The 17,658-nt window shown below is 67.8% G+C and carries 12 protein-coding genes; 6 read left to right on the top strand and 6 right to left on the bottom strand.

Annotated elements, in window-relative coordinates; all coding sequences use genetic code 11:
* Complete coding sequence (locus Poly30_RS15450; RefSeq protein WP_419191370.1) at positions 1-1,863, bottom strand: SLC13 family permease; 1,863 nt, start codon at positions 1,861-1,863, stop codon at positions 1-3.
* 363 nt (positions 1,864-2,226) lie between these two features.
* On the opposite strand from Poly30_RS15450, the gene Poly30_RS15445 reads away from it, so the two are divergent.
* Together Poly30_RS15445 and Poly30_RS15440 are read left to right on the top strand one after the other, a co-directional pair.
* On the top strand, positions 2,227-3,336 hold the full coding sequence (locus Poly30_RS15445; protein ID WP_419190228.1) for an ATP--guanido phosphotransferase: 1,110 nt from the start codon (positions 2,227-2,229) through the stop codon (positions 3,334-3,336).
* 266 nt (positions 3,337-3,602) lie between these two features.
* Entirely contained in the window at positions 3,603-4,988 is a 1,386-nt protein-coding gene (locus Poly30_RS15440) for a hypothetical protein (RefSeq protein WP_145198853.1), read from the top strand.
* A gap of 152 nt (positions 4,989-5,140) precedes the next feature.
* Here Poly30_RS15440 and Poly30_RS15435 read toward each other — a convergent pair whose 3' ends face one another.
* The gene (locus Poly30_RS15435) at positions 5,141-5,809 is read right to left on the bottom strand and encodes a hypothetical protein (RefSeq protein WP_145198850.1); all 669 of its coding nucleotides are present in this window, start codon (positions 5,807-5,809) and stop codon (positions 5,141-5,143) included.
* A gap of 675 nt (positions 5,810-6,484) precedes the next feature.
* On the opposite strand from Poly30_RS15435, the gene Poly30_RS15430 reads away from it, so the two are divergent.
* Positions 6,485-7,753 (top strand): glycosyltransferase family 4 protein, encoded by a 1,269-nt coding sequence (locus Poly30_RS15430; protein WP_145198847.1) that lies wholly within the window; start codon positions 6,485-6,487, stop codon positions 7,751-7,753.
* 86 nt (positions 7,754-7,839) lie between these two features.
* On the opposite strand, the gene Poly30_RS15425 is transcribed toward Poly30_RS15430, so the two are convergent.
* A complete protein-coding gene (locus Poly30_RS15425) occupies positions 7,840-8,652 on the bottom strand; it encodes an STAS domain-containing protein (protein WP_145198844.1) in 813 nt (270 codons plus the stop codon).
* A 562-nt stretch (positions 8,653-9,214) separates the two neighbouring features.
* On the opposite strand from Poly30_RS15425, the gene Poly30_RS15420 reads away from it, so the two are divergent.
* Genes Poly30_RS15420 through Poly30_RS15410 form a run of 3 tightly spaced genes read left to right on the top strand, consistent with a single transcriptional unit; the run spans position 9,215 to position 12,875 of the window.
* A complete protein-coding gene (locus Poly30_RS15420; RefSeq protein WP_419190227.1) occupies positions 9,215-10,489 on the top strand; it encodes a PP2C family protein-serine/threonine phosphatase in 1,275 nt (424 codons plus the stop codon).
* Positions 10,486-11,397 (top strand): DUF58 domain-containing protein, encoded by a 912-nt coding sequence (locus Poly30_RS15415; RefSeq protein ID WP_145198838.1) that lies wholly within the window; start codon positions 10,486-10,488, stop codon positions 11,395-11,397. The genes Poly30_RS15420 and Poly30_RS15415 overlap by 4 nt, the downstream gene beginning before the upstream one ends.
* Positions 11,398-11,411: 14 nt before the next feature.
* Complete coding sequence (locus Poly30_RS15410; protein ID WP_419190226.1) at positions 11,412-12,875, top strand: hypothetical protein; 1,464 nt, start codon at positions 11,412-11,414, stop codon at positions 12,873-12,875.
* Here the strand turns inward: Poly30_RS15410 and Poly30_RS15405 are convergent.
* The 3 genes from Poly30_RS15405 to Poly30_RS15395 all read right to left on the bottom strand — a co-directional run bounded on the left by Poly30_RS15405 (position 12,844) and on the right by Poly30_RS15395 (position 17,573).
* Positions 12,844-14,217, bottom strand: coding sequence for a fasciclin domain-containing protein (locus Poly30_RS15405; protein WP_419190225.1), 1,374 nt, complete (start codon positions 14,215-14,217; stop codon positions 12,844-12,846). The two genes, Poly30_RS15410 and Poly30_RS15405, sit on opposite strands and share 32 nt — an antisense overlap.
* 121 nt (positions 14,218-14,338) lie before the next feature.
* Positions 14,339-15,418, bottom strand: a complete 1,080-nt coding sequence (locus tag Poly30_RS15400; protein WP_145198829.1) for a lysylphosphatidylglycerol synthase transmembrane domain-containing protein — start codon at positions 15,416-15,418, stop codon at positions 14,339-14,341.
* The gene (locus tag Poly30_RS15395; RefSeq protein ID WP_419190224.1) at positions 15,408-17,573 is read right to left on the bottom strand and encodes a Na+/H+ antiporter NhaC family protein; all 2,166 of its coding nucleotides are present in this window, start codon (positions 17,571-17,573) and stop codon (positions 15,408-15,410) included. Before Poly30_RS15395 ends, Poly30_RS15400 begins: the two co-directional genes overlap by 11 nt.
* Positions 17,574-17,658 lie beyond the last annotated feature (85 nt).

The raw sequence follows: 17,658 nt of genomic DNA, 5'->3' as shown, positions 1-17,658 counted from the left end.
TCAGAAGGGCCACCAGACCGGGATGAGGAGCACCGAGGTGACGCCCGTCAGGATCGCGAGAGGCAGGCCCACGATCAAGAAGTCCTTGTACCGATAGCCCCCGGGCCCCATCACCATCGCGTTCGCCTGGTGCGCCACCGGGGACAGGAACGCGAGGCTGCTCCCCGTGACCACGGCCATGAGGAGAGGCCTGGGCGAGACCCCCAGGGTCTGAGCGAGTTCCACGGCGATGCCCGTCATGATGACGGCGGTGGAGACGTTGTTCAGGACCTGCGTCAGGATCATCGTCACGACGAGAAGCAGGGCCAGCGCTCCGCGGTGGGAGAAGCCGTCGTTCACCGTGCTGGAGATGCTGTGGACGAAGGACTTGTCCAGGCCGACGCGCTGGAACGCGGTTCCCAGCGCGAGCATCCCGCCGACGAGAGCGATGACTTTGAGGTCGATGATCTTCGGGACCTCATCGGGCAGGACGACCTTGGTGAGCACGAGCACGAGGGCTCCCGCCATGCCAAGGATCGCGAGGGGTTGATCGGTGAAGGCCGCTCCGAGGAGAACCGTGGCCAGCGTGGCGAGCACGATCCAGCTACGCCGGCTCGCGATCGGAGCCTGGACTTCGTCCAGCACGAGAAGCTGGCGCTGGCGACGCGCGCGGGAAATGTCGGGCAGGTGTCCTTGCACGAGGAGTGTATCGCCAATATCGAGCGTCACCTCCTGGAGGCGTTTCAGCTGGAGTTCGCCGTGCCGCGACATCGCGAGCACGTTGAGGCCCGTGCGAGTACGAAACTCGGAGGAGGCCAGCGACTGGCCGATGTACTCCGAGCCAGCAGGGATCACCGCTTCGACGAGTCGCACGTCATCGGAATAGAGACGCGTATCGCCGGCCTCCACGGACTCCCGCCGGCGTATGGGGAGCACTTCCGAGAGTCGGAGTACGTCGTCGGGTGCACCTTGAAGGATGAGTGTGTCCTGGGCACGCACGCGGTTGTAGGGGCCGGGCGCCAGGACAGGACGCTCACCGCCGGCACGGACGATCCCCAGGACGGCGACGTTGAACCGCTGGAACATGTCGATGTCGGCGACGTTGCGGTTGATGAGTTCACTGGTCGGTTCGACCAGGACTTCGGTCACGAACTTGGGGACCTGGTAGCGTTCGGACAGGGTCTCTTCGACGCTGGACGTGGGGAGGAGCCACCGACCCGGACCGGCGAAGTAGAGCGTGGTGACGAGCAGCAAGACCAGCCCGAGCTGGCTGAACTCGAAGAGCCCGAAAGGGCCGCCGCTCCCCTCGATTTCGCGGAGCAGGTCATTGATCGCGATGTTCGTCGAGGTGGCGATGACCGTGACGAGTCCGCCGACGAGGCTGCCGAAGGCCAAGGGCAGCAGCAGCTTGGAAAGAGGGATCCGCATCTTGCGGCTGATGGAGCTGGCGACCGGAATCAGCGTCGCCACGACGCCCGTGTTGGAGAGGACGGACGAAAGGACCCCCGATGCGACGGTCATTCGAAGGACCAGCCCGGCCTCGTGGACACGCCCGGTCAGGGTGCCACCCTGCGACGGGTCGGGCTGGGGCTTGCTCCGACCGATCATGCGCCTTCCGAGGCCCTCGGCGAGCCCGCTCTTGGTGAAGGCATGCCCGAAGATGTACATCGAAGCGATGAGGACGACGGCGTTGCTGGAGAACCCCTGGAAGCCCTCCTCCACGGTCAGGCAACCCGACAGCACGAGCACGACGACGACGCCGAGGGCGGTCAGCTCATAGCGCACGGCGTCCGTGACAAAGAGCAAGAAGCTCCCTATCAGGACGGCAAGGACGATCGTCTGCGGCTCGAGCAAGGATTTGGGGTGGGGGGATGGGCTGTCAATTACGCCCGCGCCGGCGCTTCCTCTCGGCTCTCGCGACGGACTCGGATCCGTTCCTCCCGGGCAGGGAAGAGCGGGCCAAGGGAGCCGCGGGGGCAGGGTCCTGGGACCCCGGTCAGATGATACCTACCGTTCAGGGCGCGGAGCTTCCCCGAATTGAGGCGCTCCGCCCGGGGCGTCCGGAATCGCTCGCGCGAGTCTCCTCGAAAGAGCCAAATAGGGAGCCGTTGGAGGGTTCGGGTGGGCGGAAGTGTCAGGCGGATTCGGGCCCCAGAATCCGCCGCCCCGAAATCGATCGGGTGTATGTGAAGGCGGGGTGAGCTATAAAGGGGGCCTCCTGGCTCCCTCGGAATCAACTCGCGCAACGTGGCCTACTCACCGATCGACTGCAACGCCCTCGCCCGCCAGGCGGGTTCGTGGCTCAGCTCAGACGGCCCCGACTCCGATGTCGTGGTCTCGTGCAGGGTCCGTCTCGCCAGGAACATCGACGGCGTTCCGTTCATGTCGCAGATTTCGGCCGAGCAGGCCGAGGACCTGTGCGGTGAGCTGAGGGTCGCCCTGCTCGACGCCAGGCTGGACGGGGAGACCCGGTGGGTCCCCATGGCCGAGGCGCCACCCGTCCTGCGGCTCCTTCTCCTGGAGCGGAACCTGGTGAGCCGAGACCTGCTTCCACGCGACTCCTCGTCCACGTCGCCCGGCAGGGCCGTGGCGTTCGGAGAGTCCGAGACCGTGTCGGTCATGGTCAATGAAGAGGACCACGTCCGCCTCCAGGCCATGGCCGCGGGCATGGACCTCGATCTGGCCTGGCAGCGCGCGGAGATCCTCGACCGCTTCCTCGAGGATCGCATGTCGTTCGCGACCTCCGAGACGCTGGGGTACCTCACCGGCTGTCCCACGAACGTGGGAACGGGGCTGCGGGCCTCGGTCATGCTCCACCTCCCGGCGCTGGGGATGGTCCGTTCCGAGCTGGAGAAGGTCTTCGCTGCTGCCCAGCGCACGGGCCTGGCGGTTCGAGGCATGCACGGGGAGGGGAGTCGCGCCGCCGGTGACCTCTACCAGATCAGCAACCAGATCACGCTCGGCCGCTCCGAGCGCAACCTCATCGACGACCTTCGCGCCCTCGTGCCCGAGATCGTCCGGTTCGAGCGGCGCATGCGAGAGACCCTGGTGCGTGAAATGCGGCCAGCGCTGCACGACCGCATTTCCCAGTCCTTCGGCATGCTCCGAACGTCCCGTGCCATGCCCACGGACGCCGCCCTCGCGCACCTCTCGAACGTGCGATTGGGTCTGCACACGGGACTTTTCGGTGGGGCTCGCATCGACGTTCTGAACGAACTGGGTCTGCACGTGCAGCGTGGGCACATCCAGGTGCTGACCGCTCCAGGCGACCAGGGCGAGCTCCTGGATACCTCGGAACGGGACAAGCTCCGCGCAAGCTACCTTCGAAAGCGGTTGGCAGGGATCAAAGAGGCTTGAGGCCCCCTGGTTGAGTCCTGGGTCCTGGGTCCTGGGTCCTGAGGCCCGGGTCCATCCTCAACCCGGCGGCATTTTTTGGTCGATAGGCAAGGCCGGTGCCTGCGCTCCAAGCGCCGAGGCATCCATGCCCGATGCACGTGTATTTTTGGGCGCCCATCCGCTGTCGCCCCGAAGTCCTGCTGCCAGCCGCTCCGATGCCTCGACCTGTATCCACTGCTTCCCGTTTTGCCACCTTGCGCGGCCGGCGATCCTCGCTGAGGACACCGGTGCTGCTTGCGGCCGCCGCCGCGAGCCTGTCGACTCCCCTCGCCGCGGCTCCCCGCGCGTTCCCCGCGCAGGACAGCAGAGTCGAGGTCGCGGCGCCCCTGCTGGCGGCGCGAATCAGCGTCGCCCAGGGTCGATCGACCCTGATCTCCGAGTCTGAGGGAAAGGTCGCGCTCCGGCGCGGCGCCTCGCGGGTGTCGGGGGGCGACGCCCAGCTCGAGGTCACGTCGGGTTCGCAAGCGCGCATCAGCCTCGACGGAGAGATGACGCTGGACGTCTTCGGTCCCTCCTCGATCGAGTGGCGGCGCGGTCCACAGGGAATCGAGCTCGTCTTCCACGAGCTCGGGTGGGCGGACATCGATGTCCGCTCTGGCGTGCATTCCATGGAGCTTCCGGCGGACTGGAGAGCGCGGTTCGGCAGAAGTTCTTTCCACCTCCGTTCACTGGCGGGCGGCCCGACCGAGCTGCGCCATGATGCCGGCTCGGCCGTGACCCTGGACTGGCGGGGGGATGAGACGCGCGCCCGTCCGCCAGTGTCCGTCTATCCAGGCTCGAGCGTCCGGCTCGATCGCCCGCGGTACGAACGTCTGGAGGGTCTGAGCGGGGGGGCAGGCGGCGCTTCGGGCCGATCTGAAGCCTGGCGGTCCGACGGTGGAAACGAGGATTGGCCCTGGCGTGAGCGCGCGGACTCCGAGGCCCAGGTGAAGGAGCGAGAGGTCCTGCGTCACGAGACCCAGCGGCTCGACGAGCTGCCGGGGGCGACGGACGGTGAGATCGGGCGGCTCCGCGTCTATCAGGCCGATGGCTCCAGCCATGTGAGGCCACTTCGGCGCCAGCGGCACGAGGGGCAGACCTACGCTCAGGTTCCGATCGGCCCCGGTGGACGGCCCGGCGAGACGCCCAGGGTCGAGATCGTCACCCGCCCCGGCGTGGTGGACTTCGCCCGCGTCGAACTCCCGCGTCGCCCCGACACGGGGCCCGTGGCGAGCGTCCAGAGCCCGGGCGTCGGCGCCGTCGATGGGCCCGTGGAGAACCCGAGTCCGTCGAAGGCCGTCGACCCCGAATCGAGACCGCGGCCGAAGAAACCCTTTCTCCCGAGCGAGTGGCGCGGCCTGGCCCTGTCTGCTCTGAACGGAGTCGGGGAAGTGGCCGCCGAGCGTGGCAGCGGCGTCGAGGTGCGCGTGCTGGGTGCTGGACGCGTCAAGGTCTTCGTCAGCGCGAGTTCGCCTTCGCCGCGCTGGTGCTTCGCGCCGGGCGTGGACTACCTGCTGAGCCCTGGTGCGGTCGCTGTCTTCGAGAGGAGCGGCGAACTCCGCATGAGCTTCGGCGAGATCGAAGAGAAGGAGCCGGCCATCGGCCGTCCATCCTTCAGCGAACTCGCGCGGTAACGCGCCCCCGTCCGGTGCCCCCGTCCGGTGGACCCGTCCGGTGGACCCGTCCGGTGGCCCCGTTTGGTGGCCCCGAACGAAGGCGCGGCCCCGTCGATGTCTACCATCGAGCGGGGCCGCGCCTTTCTGTCGATCCGTAGACGCCGATCCGGTCAAGCCACGCGGCGAAGCATCGTGAGGTCGTTCGAGATCTCCTTGAGCGCGCCTGCGGCCGTCCGCGACCACAGCTCCGGTTCCACCTGGAAGGCACCGTCACGGAGGCCCTGGCCCGTCTGGACGGCCACGAGCCGGCAGTCTGCGCGCCAGCCTGCGACGAGTTCGACCGTGCTGTCCCCGATGACCCAGGACACGCTCAGGTTGACCCCGTCCGCCTGGGCGGCGTGGTGCATGGCCCCCGTTCCAGGCAGCAGGTACACGGAATCGTTGTTCTGGCCCTTCACGCCTTCGGGATGGTCGATGCAGCAGTAGTCCCGCTTGAGCTTGATCCCGTGCCCGCGAAGATGGTCGTGGAGTCCCTTGGAGAAAGACCTCCACTCCTCGACACCTTGTCGTCCAAAGGCCACGGAGTCGATGTTGCCCATCAGGTAGAGGTTCCAGCCGGATTGCGTCACCTTGAAGAGCCCGTCCAGAACGCCCTCGTAGAACACAGCGTCGCCAATCTCGGGGAAGTTCCCGTTCTCCAGGGGCGCCACGATGGTCCCGAGTACGTTGACGAATACGCCCCGGGTGGGCGGTCCCCAGCTCGGCGGCTGCTGGGGAATCGGGCTCTGAGGGACCGCGCCCTCCGAGGACGCGCCGAGGTGGTGAGGATGGGGATTCATTCGAAAATACTGGCGTCGTCTCGAGGCGAAAAAAGGGAGTCAAGGCGGTGCGCCGCCGGGTCCTTTGGGTGTCGGCAGTGCAGCGCGTGGGTCAAGCCGAAAAAGGCGTCTCTGTCGAACATGTTCGGAGCGGTCATCCCCGCGGGATCCGGACAGTTCTTCCGGTTCGAAAGGGATTCAGCGGACCTTTTTGGGGCACCACCCACCGAACGAAAACGCCATGTCGATCCCCATGGACGTCACCCGGCGCCACGTCTCCGTTCTGCGACTTTGGGCAGCGCGCGAGCCCGTCATGTCGCGAGATTACACCGTTCGGCCGAGGGCCAACATCGGCTCTCTTTCGTGATCCAGCATGGGGCGATTTCGCCGAGTGAGTGACCTCGTGGCCGATCTGCGAGGTCTGGCTTCATGTTGGACCGTTCGACCTTTCGATGTTGAATCACAGGGATCCTATCGCAGCCGCTCGCGGTCATTCCCCGCGCGATGGAACCGCCGTTCGATGGAACCAAAGAATCACTTTCCGGCCCCGGGAGCATGCTGCGCATGGGCGAGCCCGCTTGGCACGTTTCCCGAAACGCAAGACTGCGTAGATTCCAACCCACGTGACCGCGGCCACGCGTGGGATCGTAATCGCCTTGTCTCGCTATCCAGGCAACGCACGACTCGAATCCCTCCATGCGCAACACGCTCCTAGCCACGACGGACGAGTCGCCTGCGCCGCCCGCCAGCCTCAGGATCGCGCTGGTACTCAACCCCTTCACGCTGCGTCGCAAGGGCGGCGATCACGCGCCGTGGGTGGCGCGGGAGCTGCTCGGAAGAGGACATGCGGTACGGGCCTTCGGTGACGTGATCGGCGGGATTCCGCAATCGCAGCTCGAGGCGGCCACCGAGGAGGGCTCCGCGCCGCTGGAGCGCGCGGGACTGGTTCGATTCCAGCCCGACGTGATCGTCGCGTACGACGGACTCTCGCCCGCTGCCTGGCGCAGCGCGCGGGCGGCGCGGAAGCTGGACGTTCCGCTGATCCTCGTCGAAGAGGGGTTCCCCGACCGTGGGAAGCCCGTCGAGCGCGGACTGCGCTACTTCGGAGCCCGCGCCTGGGGTAGATTCGTTCGCCGCACGGCCGTCCATGTGATTGCGCTGGATCCGGCCGCGGAGGCGCAAGCGCACCAGGAGGGATTCGATCCCGGCCTGGTTACGGTCCTGCGTTCCGGCGTGGATACCACCACCTATCGGCCTGGACTGACCAGCCAGGTCCTCTACCGCCACGGTGTGGCGGGTGAGGTGCTGCTGCACATCGGTCGCATCGAGCCAGGGCGAGGCATCGAGGTGCTGATCGACGCTTTCGCGAGGACCGTGGGGCGTCGCGGCGATTGGAGCCTCGTCTTCGCAGGCGTCGGGTCGCATCGCGACGTGCTCCGTGCCCAGGCCGATCGGCTCGGCGTTGGCGCTCGGGTGCACTGGACGCCGGTTCCTGCGACGGAGGAGCTCCCTGGACTTCTCGGAGCGTCGACCGCCCTGCTCGTCCCGGCGATCGACGACGATGTCGCCAGCCCGAAGATCCGTCGGGCGATGGCCTGCGGCATTCCGGTGCTCGTGTCCGACGTCGATCGCCTCGGGGGGATGGTCGTCCATGACGAGAGCGGCCTCGTCGTCCGGGCAGGGGATCTGGAGGCCTGGACCCAGGCCATCTCCAGGCTCTCCTCCGATCCCAAGCGAAGAGCGAGGTGGGGCAACGCCGCGCGCGTTCGGGCGAAAGAGCACTTCTCCTGGCCGAAGATCGCCGACCGATTCGAGGCCACCCTGTTGGGAGCCGTCCAGGAGCGCGCAGCGCGCCAATCCCGGCCCGCCAACCAGCGTCAGCACCAGGAGGAGGTCACCCTGGACCTCTCGGCGCGGGCGTCGAACGAATCACCCCACGAAGGGGGAGAACTCGCCGCCGGATGAGACGCGCTCGACGCGAGAGTTCCCTGTGCCCGCCCCCGAAAGTCCCGTGTGCCCGCCCCTGAAAGGCCCTCTCTGAAGGACCAGTTCTACTGGTCGGTCGCCTTGCGCAGCTCTTCCTTGAGGAAGGCCATGTCCTGCGCGTACTGACCCACGGCTGCGCGCGTCTCGTCGTCGATCTCCACGAAGCGACATCCGACCTTGACGCCGTCGGCCCGCTCCTCGAGGAAGGAGACCGTCACCTTGGCTTCGACGTAGCCGCGCTGAAGCAGCGGCAGGCGGAACTTCACGAGCAACTCGGTGCCAACGCTGAGCATCTGGCCCATGTCGAAGGCGGTGAGATCCGTCTTGCCCCCGTTCCACGTGAACCGCAGCCCGTCCTCATCGAGTCCGGACATCCGTCCGATGCCGGCCCAGTTGTCACCGAACGCGTGGCCGTGCAGCGGGTTCTTGGCCTTCTCCTGTTCGACGAAGTGGCGCAGGCGCGCCATGTCCGCCATTCGGAAGATCACGGACGACGGATCCTCTTCCGACGGGCCATCCGACTGCGCCGCGGGCTTGGCCTTCTCGATGAGCATCGTGATGGCCTCTTCGTCGGTCTCGGCGACCGGAACGACGCGGTTCAGGCCGACCTTTTCGATGATGTCTCGGCAGAACGCGGACGGGCGCGAGATCACCAGCATGCCGCCATTCCTGGTCAGGGCCTTGGAGGCCTTGATGATGGCTCCGAGCGCCGTGGAGTTGATGAACTTGACGAGCCGCAGATTCAGGACCACCAGCTGCATCCCGCTCTTCTGCACGGCCGCAATCTCCTCCTCGAGGAGGTGGCAGTAGTAAGTATCGAACTCTCCGCGGAGGTGGAGAACGACGTGGCTCTCGCCTGGCTCGGCTGTGATATGCATCGGGAGTGGAAACGGGCTGGGGGAACGTCTGGGGAGAGGACCCCCTGGAATCGGAGTCCAACGCAGCACGGAGGCTGGCCGCACAGTCTCCTGGGCGCAGACACCCGCCGCAAGGGAAACCAGGGGGGTACGAAGGGAATCGTGGGCTGGTCAGCCATTCCGGACCCCCTGGGACTGCCGATCGGCCTCTCTTTCAGGTCACGCGCGTGGCCTCCTGCGATGGCCAGTTGGGTAAGATCCTCCCATGGCTTTTTGGAAGAGACGTCCGCAGCCTGACGGCGCAATCGGGGCAACCTCGAATACCTCAACGGGGAACGCTTCGGGCTCCTCGGCTGACGACGCTGGCCACAAGGGCGCTGGCCATCAGGGCGCTGGCCATCAGGGCGCTGGGGGAGCGGGCAGCGCCGCCCGCACGGCCGCGAATCTCGCGGCTTCAGGGCGAGGCTCGCAACGACCTGGCCAGGATCGAGTCCAGCGCGGCTCCGGGGGGGAAGGCGGTGAGGACGGCCACTCGACCACTTTCCTTCGTGGCGATACCGGCGAGGACTCCCGATCGCTGGACGTGCTCTTGGACGCGATCGCCCGCGTCTCCTTGTCCCGGGACCTGGAGTCGCTCCTCGACTACGTGGTCGACAGCTCGATCCAGGCCACCGGCGCCGAACGGGGCTTCCTCGTCCTCTACGACGACGAGGCCCAGGCGCAGGTCGTCCGCGTCGCCCGCGAACTCGACGGCGATCGTCAGTGCCGCTCGGTCGGTCGCGACGTCAAGTACAGCACGTCCGTGGTCCAGCGCGTGATCGAGGAGCAGGCGCCCCTCCGCACGACGGTGCAAAAGAACGCGGACGACCTCGCGCTCGGTAACTCCGTGTACGACCTCAAGCTTCGCGCGGTCATGTGCGTGCCGCTGGTGCCGCGCGGCGGGGCCGCTGGCCAGCCCGACGGCGCTCCCGAGATGCCCCGCGGCGCGCTGTACGTGGATTCGAAGGCCGCAAGCCGCGCCTTCCAGCCCGAGGACCTCGCGCTCTTCCACGCGCTCGCCCAGCACATCGCCATCGCCCTGGAGAACGCCCAGCTCAACCTGCACTCCATCGAGCGCGCACGTCTCGAGCGGTCCCTGGAGATCGCGGCCGAAATCCAGGCGGGTCTGATGCCCAAATCGCCGCCGGCGATGGAAGGCTACGACCTCTTCGGCTGGTACCGCAGCGCCGAGCATGCCTCCGGGGACTTCTTCGACTTCGTTCGCACCAAGAGTGGCGGCGTCGCAGCGGTCGTGGGGGACGTCACCGGGCACGGTGTGGGGCCCGCCCTCGTGACCGCCACGGCCCAGGCCAGCCTGCGCAGCTACGCCCGCGTTCTGGAAGACCCAGGGTCTGTGGTGACGATGCTCAACGCTGACCTCAGCGAGCGCATGGATGACGGCATGTTCCTGACGCTCTTCATCGCCGAGCTGGAGCCCGACGGCCGCGTGCAGACGCTCAATGCCGGCCACACGCCTCCGCTCATCTGGCGAGCGGCGACCAAGACCATCGAGTCGATCTCCAGTGATGGGCCGGCGCTCGGCTTGATGGACGATCTGACCTACGAAACCGGCGCAGACCTTCACCTCGAAGTCGGCGACATCCTCCTCGCCTTCTCCGACGGCCTCGTCGAAGCGCGGCACCCCGATCATCCCGATCGATTCTTCGAGGAGCAGGGGGTTCGCGCCGTCCTCAGTGATCGCGGTCACGCGGGATCCTCCGCGCGTGAGACCGTCGAGTCGGTCGCCCAGGCGGCGCTCGAGTTCGCCGAAGGCGCTCGCGAGGACGATGTCACGATCGTGGCGATCCGGCGCACATGAGCGCTGTCCCTGGCGTTGAGTTCACTCCGGACCTCATCCGCCGCATCGCGACCTTCGCAGGCAGGCTCGCCGCGGCCCGTGAGCGCGAGGATGTGGGGTCGAAACGGGCTCTGCAGGGCGAAGGCCAGGAGTTCGTCGGCCATCGTCCGTATCGACCGGGTGAGGACCTTCGGCAGCTCGACTGGGAACTGCTCGCTCGTCTCGACCGGCCCTTCGTTCGCATCCTGCGCTCCAATGCCTCCGAGGCATGGGTCGTCGTCATCGATACGAGCGCGTCGATGGCGATCGGACGCCCCGGCAAGCTGCAGTCGGCGGCCGAAGCGGCTGCCGCTTCGATTTCACTCGGGCTTCGACTCGGCGCAGAGGTGACGCTCGTCTGGTTCCAGCCCGAGGCTGGCCTGCGCACGCTCCACGTGGGGCGTTCGCCGGAGCTGGAGCGAATGTTCGCCGCGCTCGGGGATCTGCGCACATTCGGCTCCCACGATGTCGCGTCGTCCACGCCTCCTGCGGGTGGCATCGAAGCGCATCTCGTGGGACCCTCGGCGACGGTCCCCGGGCTCGTGCGCAGGCGCAGCGGCGCCGGGCGCGTGTTCCTGTTCGGCGACTTCATCGACGTCCAGTACGACGCGGTCCTGCAGCTGGCTGGCGGACGCAGGCGCGTTCATCTGGGCCAGGTCTTGAGCCCCGAGGAGTGGAACCCGGCAGAGGCCGTCACCTGGGTCGACCCAGAGACCGGGGAACGACATCCAGGCGCCTCCGGTGGCCCCGCCCGGCTCGGCGCGTATCGTCGACGACTCGAGCGGTTCGTCGAAGGCTGGGAGGTTCTCGCACGCGCCCACGCCATGGGGCACGCCGCCTGGAGTTCCGCGGATCCCTTCGAGCGGTTCCTGCCGGCGTTGCTTCGATGAGTGGCGCTGCTTCCATGACCAGGGCCGCTTCGATGGTCGGCGAAACGTGGTGGTACGAGTCGCTGCCTCTCGCGAGCGCGTGGGGAGAACTGGTGTTCCTGGAGCCCTGGGGTCTTCTCGGGCTGGCCGCGCCGGTGGCGCTCTTGGCTCTCAGCCTCGTGCGCCGATCCACGCGGGAGTCCTTCCTCGGCACCGCGAGATTCTTCGAGGCGGACGTCCAGGGCAGCGAGGGCCAGGCGCGGCGCTCGGTGCCCGCCTGGCTCATCGTTGCGATGGTAGCGCTCCTGCTCGGGACTCTGGCGCTCGCCCGCCCGGGCGCACCACCCGAGCCCCTTTCGGGCGTTGTCATCGATCTCGTCGTCGATCAGAGTCCGTCCATGTTCCACCCTGTTCGCAGGAGTGATCCGGGCGGTCCACGTCGTATCGACGTCGCCGTGGAGGCGTTTCGCGCATGGGCAGAGCGCTACGAAGCGGAGAACGCGACGCCCGTTCTGGTGCGGCTGTCGTCGTCGGAGCCCTCATCCTGGAGAGCGGTCACGGCGCCCGCGCTCACCAGCGGTTCAGCGGGTGACCTCCCCATGGTGTCACGCGCGGAGCCCCTTTGGGCCGCCTTCGATAGGCCAGGTTTCGTCTGGATCACGGATCGCGCGATCCCTTCGAACGAGCGCAAGCACGCGGGACTCTTTGCGAGCGGCGGCGAGAGCCTGCCGGGTCCGATCGCCGCGGGGCCTGCTGGGTCCATCGACTGGCTCGCGGATGGCACCACGTCGTTTCGCGTGGGAGGCGCCGAAGCGGGTAAGGTCTTCATCGGACCGCGGGTGCCGGAATCTCTGGTTCAGCTGATGCGACTCTGGGCGGCGGATCGCGGCCTCGCCGAGGTCAACGCCGAGGCCAGCGCCGAGGCCAGCGCCGAGGCCAGCGCCGAGACCGGGGGGGACGCGCGATCGGCGGACCTGCGCCTGACTCGTTCTCCGCCGCCCGAGGACGGGAGCTTCACCGTCGTGGAGTCGAGGCGAGTCGGCCGGGACGGCTGGGAGGCCACCGTTTCCGAGGTCTTCGGCGCGGCGACCGATGGGCGAGTGACGCCCTGGTGGGTAGACAGCGACGGTCGCGTTCTCGTCGGGGCCGGGATCGGAGAGATACGTGTCGGGTTTGGCGGCTTCTCGGAGCCGCCCGATGATCCCGCTGCGTTCGCTGTCTCCTGGATCGGCCTGTTCGATCGGATGCGGCCGGTTCCTCAAGGGGTGCTGCCGCCCGAGGAGCGAGTCGCCGCTGGCTCCCCGGTCAGCGCCCCGCCTCAACGTCTTCCGGTGCTTCCGCCTCCGCCGCCCGCTGCCGAAGACAGCCAGCGCATTCGACCGGACCGACTCGCGGCGCTCCTTCGTTCCGTACTGGCGGGCAGCGCCGCGCTCCTCGGCCTTCTCGCCGTGGCCTTGCTCGCGCTGGCTACTGACCGTCGTCCAGAACGCCGTCGATGACGTGCAGCACGCCGTTGCTGGCGTAGACGTCGCGCACCGCGAGTCCGACGCTACCGTTCAGCGTGGTCTCTCCCGAAAGTTCCGTGACGTCGATGGTGTCACCGGAGAGCGCGGTCCACATCGTGCCAGGAACGAGGCTTCGGTACCCGATGGGCGCGGTGACCATGTGAGCGCGAAGGAAGGTCTGGAGCCGAGGGAGATTCGCCGGAACGACGAGCGCGTCGATGACCCCGGGTGCCAGGCCCAGCTCGAGGGCGAGGTCGCTCGGTCCGAAGACCGTGAGCGGCGAGAGCGTCCCGAAGTCCGCCTCGAGTCCACCCGCAAAGGCGAGTGATCCGAGCGTCATGAGGCCCTGCGCCATCATCTGCTCGCCGACCGTCGGGAGCTCGGCGAAGACGGACCCGATGACGTGGATGACGCCGTCGGTGCAGCGGATGTTGACGGATTCGAACGCCGTACCGTTGGCGGTGGGGACGCCGTCGACGTCGCGGTTCCAGAAGAGGAAGGAGCCCCCGAGATTCAGGCTCGACTCGGCGTCGACGAGGGTCGTGCCGGTGCTGGCGCCGCCGACGAGATGGAGCTCGAGGCGGTCTTGAAGCGCCGCCTGCATCGCGGGGTCACGCAGGTCGTCGAGTTCGCCCGCGGGCAAAGCATCGAACGCGGCGTCCGTCGGCGCGAGCAGGGTCAGCGCGCCGCCCTGGATCGAACCGCTGAGCCCGCTCAGCTGAATGAGTTCGGCGAGCGTCTCGAAGCCGCGACGCTCCAGCGTTTCGATCACGGGAAGCGGCCTTTCGAGGACCGTGTCGACCCCATGGAGCCAGCCATTGTCACCGCCATCATCGGAGCTCACGATGCGCGCATCGTTGATGATCAACTGGGTGCCCAGGGAATCGACGAATGCGTCGTCCATTCCGAGCATGGCGACCTGGTCGATCCCCGAGAGGGCCGCCGTATCGAGCTCACCCGTGGTGATGTGGTAGCCGACGAAGGCGTCGAGTTCCGCCAGGGCGCCCGGCTCGAAGAGGCCGAGCAGCTCACCTGCAGGAAGCATGGCAAAGGCCGCATCCGAAGGGGCGAAGACCGTGACGGCCGTGTCGCTCTCCAGCAATGCGCGATGGGTCGAGGCCTTCGCGAGCGCCACGAACTGGCCGAAGCCCAGAGCCGCCGCGCGGTCGAGGACCGAGTCCGGTTCCGGCTGGATCGTCGGCGGCTCGACGTCGATCAGATCCTCGCCCGAGGTGCAGGCCGTCGCCAGGCCCCACAGGGGCAGGGCCAGCAGGGGCAGCGCCAAAGAGGGGAAGGCGAAGGGGCTGGAGGTGCGGGAGCCAAGTGGATCTTTCATGACGGACGTGAGCATGACGGAGTCGGGTGAGCGCTGCGTCATCTATGGACGCCTTCCGCTGAAGAATCCGTCAGGTGCCCCGGCTCGCAGGCACGTCAGATGCCCCGGGGCGCCCTGGGAATCAGCCAGAGGGGGGGCTGGATGGCGTTCCTGGCGCGGAACGGCGCGCCAGGCGGCGGTGGAGCTGCAGGGCCAGGAGCCCCACGCCCATGGCGAACCAGAGGGTACAGAGGCGGGTGACCAGCGTCACGGCCAGCGCCTTCGAGCGCGCGATCTGGGTGGCGAAGCCTGCGGTCCGGTAGCCGCCCTCCAGCAGCCCGGTGAGGAGCCCCTCCGTCACGCCGAGGCCGCCGGGGGCGATGACGACGATCGCGCCAGCGACCGCGGCGAGGGCGAAGGCGTAGGTGACGGCCGCGAGGCTCAGCTCCGGAATCGGAGGCGCGCCCACCGCCACGGCGGCGGCAGGAAGCACCGAGTTCGCGATGATCCAGCAGCCCACGCACTCCAGGAACCAACCGCACGCGGCGAGCAGCGTGGCGAGCGGAAGCTCCCGCGGAGCCAGCAGTCCCCGCGCGGAATCCAGCGTCTCCTCGATCCTGCCCGCGCGCCGCGCGATCGCCGATGGAAAGCGCCGCGCCGTTGCGACGATGAGATCGCCGACCTTGCGAGAGGCGACCACCGCGAGCACCGCGGCGCTCAGGCCCACCGTGGCGAGGGTGATCCAGAGGTGCTCGCTACCCGACGCCGAGATGGCGATGAGGACGAGGAAGCCGAGGAGGTCCGTGACGCGCTCGGCGAGCACGATGGGCGCACTGCGCGCGATCGGCGTCCCGTCCTGGTCGCGCAGGAGCCAGGACTTCATCGCCTCGCCTACCTTGCCGGGCGAGACCGTCAGGCTGAGTCCCGCGAGGTAGATCCTGGCCGAGGCCCAGCCGGACACGCTGGACCCCGTGATCCGGAGGTAGCGCTGCCAGCGGGGAAAACGAATCGCGTAGTTGAGGAGCGACAGTGCGCAGGCCGCGAGGGGGGCCCACAGCGGCACCTCCGCGAGAGCGTCTCCGATGCCGCCGATGTCGGCCCACAGGGCCATGGCGATGTAGACCCCGAGACCGAGCACCACGGCGAGCGCGATGCGCCTGCCGAGCCCTTTCTCCGGAGCTTCCGAATCCGTGCGTGCTTCCGGCTCTTCGTCAGGCGACATCGGCGCGCTTCCCTTTCAGCATCAGGAAGCCCCACAGGACCGCGGAACCGGCGAGGAGGGCGATCCACCAGGGCAACTGGAAGAAGGTCACCGGGAGGTAGCCCACGAACAGCGCGACGAACATGGTGAGGAGCGCGTAGGGGGCCTGGGTTCGCACGTGGTCCACGTGGTCCGACGCGCAGGCGATCGAGGACATGACCGTCGTGTCGGAGATGGGGGAGCAGTGGTCACCGAAGATCGCGCCCTCGAGCACCGCGCCGATGCTGATGACCATGAGGCCGAGGCCGAACGTGCGCGGGTCGAATCCCTCGGGCGTGCCCGCGAAGCCGATGTCGTAGGCGAGTCCGATGACGAGCGGCAGGAGGATGGTCATCGTGCTCCACGACGAGCCCGTCGAGAACGCGATGAGGCCGGCCAGCAAGAAGAGGATGACCGGTAGCAGCATGTACGGGATCGCCTCCGTCAGCGTGGCCGACAGGTACGCGGCAGTGCTGAGATCACTGCAAGCTGCGCCGACCATCCAGGCCAGGTACAGGATCACGATCGCAACCCCCATGGCCTTCAGGCTGTTGAGTGCGGCCATCAGGATCTCTCCCGCGCCGAGGCCCCGCAGGAGGGCGAGGATGGCTGCCACGACGAAGCCAGCGATGGCGCCGTACATCAGCGGCGTCTCTCCGCTTCCCTCGTAGAGGATGCCGGTCGCGAACTGCAAAGGAGAGAGCAGCTCCAGCTTGGCGGCCGCCTCGCTGCCTTTCTCGGCGAAGACGCCGAGCCCCTTGCAGCCGGTATAGATGATCGTGCCGAGCGTCGTGAACACGAACACGGCGAGCGGAAGCAGCGCCGTCGTCGCGCGCGGCTCCACGCCCTCCCGAGCCTCCAGTTCCGTGGCGGCTTTGCCCACCAGCGGTGTGGCGCCGTCGCGCAGTAGCTTGCCGCTGCGCGCGCGGCGTTCCGCCGTCAGCATCGGCCCGAAGTCACGGCCCGAGAGCACGATCATGCCGACGAAGATCAGCGTGAACCAGCAGTAGAAGCGGAAGGGCAGGGTCTGCAGGAAAATCGCGTAGCCCTGGTTGGCGCCGAGGCCAGCGTCCGGGAGCTGGGCGCTGAACGTCGAGACCTCGAACGCGATCCACGTGGAGAGAATCGATACGCCCGCGACGGGCGCGGCGGTGCTGTCGACGATGTACGCGAGCTTCTCGCGGGCGACGCGGTATTTGTCCGCGAGCGGCCGCATGGTGGATCCGACGAGGATCGTGTTCGCGTAGTCGTCGAAGAAGATGGTCAGGCCCATCAGCCACGTGGCGATCTGGGTCTTCCGAGCGTCGCGCGCCAGGCCCGCGATCGAGTTCATGATCCCGCGGATGCCACCTGCACGCGTGAGGATGCCGACCATCGCCAGCATGAACACGACGAAGAGGATGATCTCCGTGCGCGCCTGGCTCTTCAGTTGCTCCCCGAGGTACTTCGTGAAGACGTCCTTGAATCCCCCGAGCGGCGCCGTGGCCGCGGACTCGCCCGCGAGCCAGCGCACGAGGAAGGCGCCTACCCAGACGCCAGAGAAGAGCGCGATGATCGGTCGGCGCAGAAGAATCGCGAAGAAGATCGCGACGAGCGGCGGCAGCAGCGACAGCTTGGAGACGCGCTTCCGAGGAACCTCGCGCGAGCCGAGGAACTCCTCGCCCGGGGACCTGCCGATCGTGGCGGTCAGCCGATAGGTGTCTTCTTTCACGTCCGCGAGGACCGTGAAACCGTCGGGGTCGGGCTTCTTGTAGGCCTCGATCGAGATGTCTAGCTTTTCCTCCTCGACGATCGAGCGTAGCTCGCGCACGACGGACTTGGCGACCTCGCTCGGCCAGAGGAAATCGTAGCCCTCGCCTTCGCGGCGGATGTCGGTGAGGAAGCCCGCGCCGCCCACGCGCAGAACCCTTGCCTCGAGGCCATTCTCGTCCAGCTCCGTCACCACGGCTCTGGACTCCAGGATGTCCTTCCAAAGTGGGCGCTCGACGTCCTTCCCATCCGGACCCGGGACGGTGAGGGTGGCGGTCAGGAGCTCGCCCGCCTGCTTGGTGGCGAGCCGCGAGGGGCTGACCCCGGGGACGAAGACCAGCGCGGCAACGACGGCGAGGAAGGCCACAAGGGAGGCGATGCGGATCATGGCCGCCATGGTAGGGATCGGGGAGGCGCCATCCCACCCGCCCAGGCCAAAGAACGGAGCGTCCAGCGGCGGCTCCTTTGCTATC

Source organism: Saltatorellus ferox, assembly GCA_007751475.1.
Classification (GTDB): Bacteria; Planctomycetota; UBA1135; order UBA1135.
This window is presented reverse-complemented; position numbering and strand designations above follow the sequence as displayed.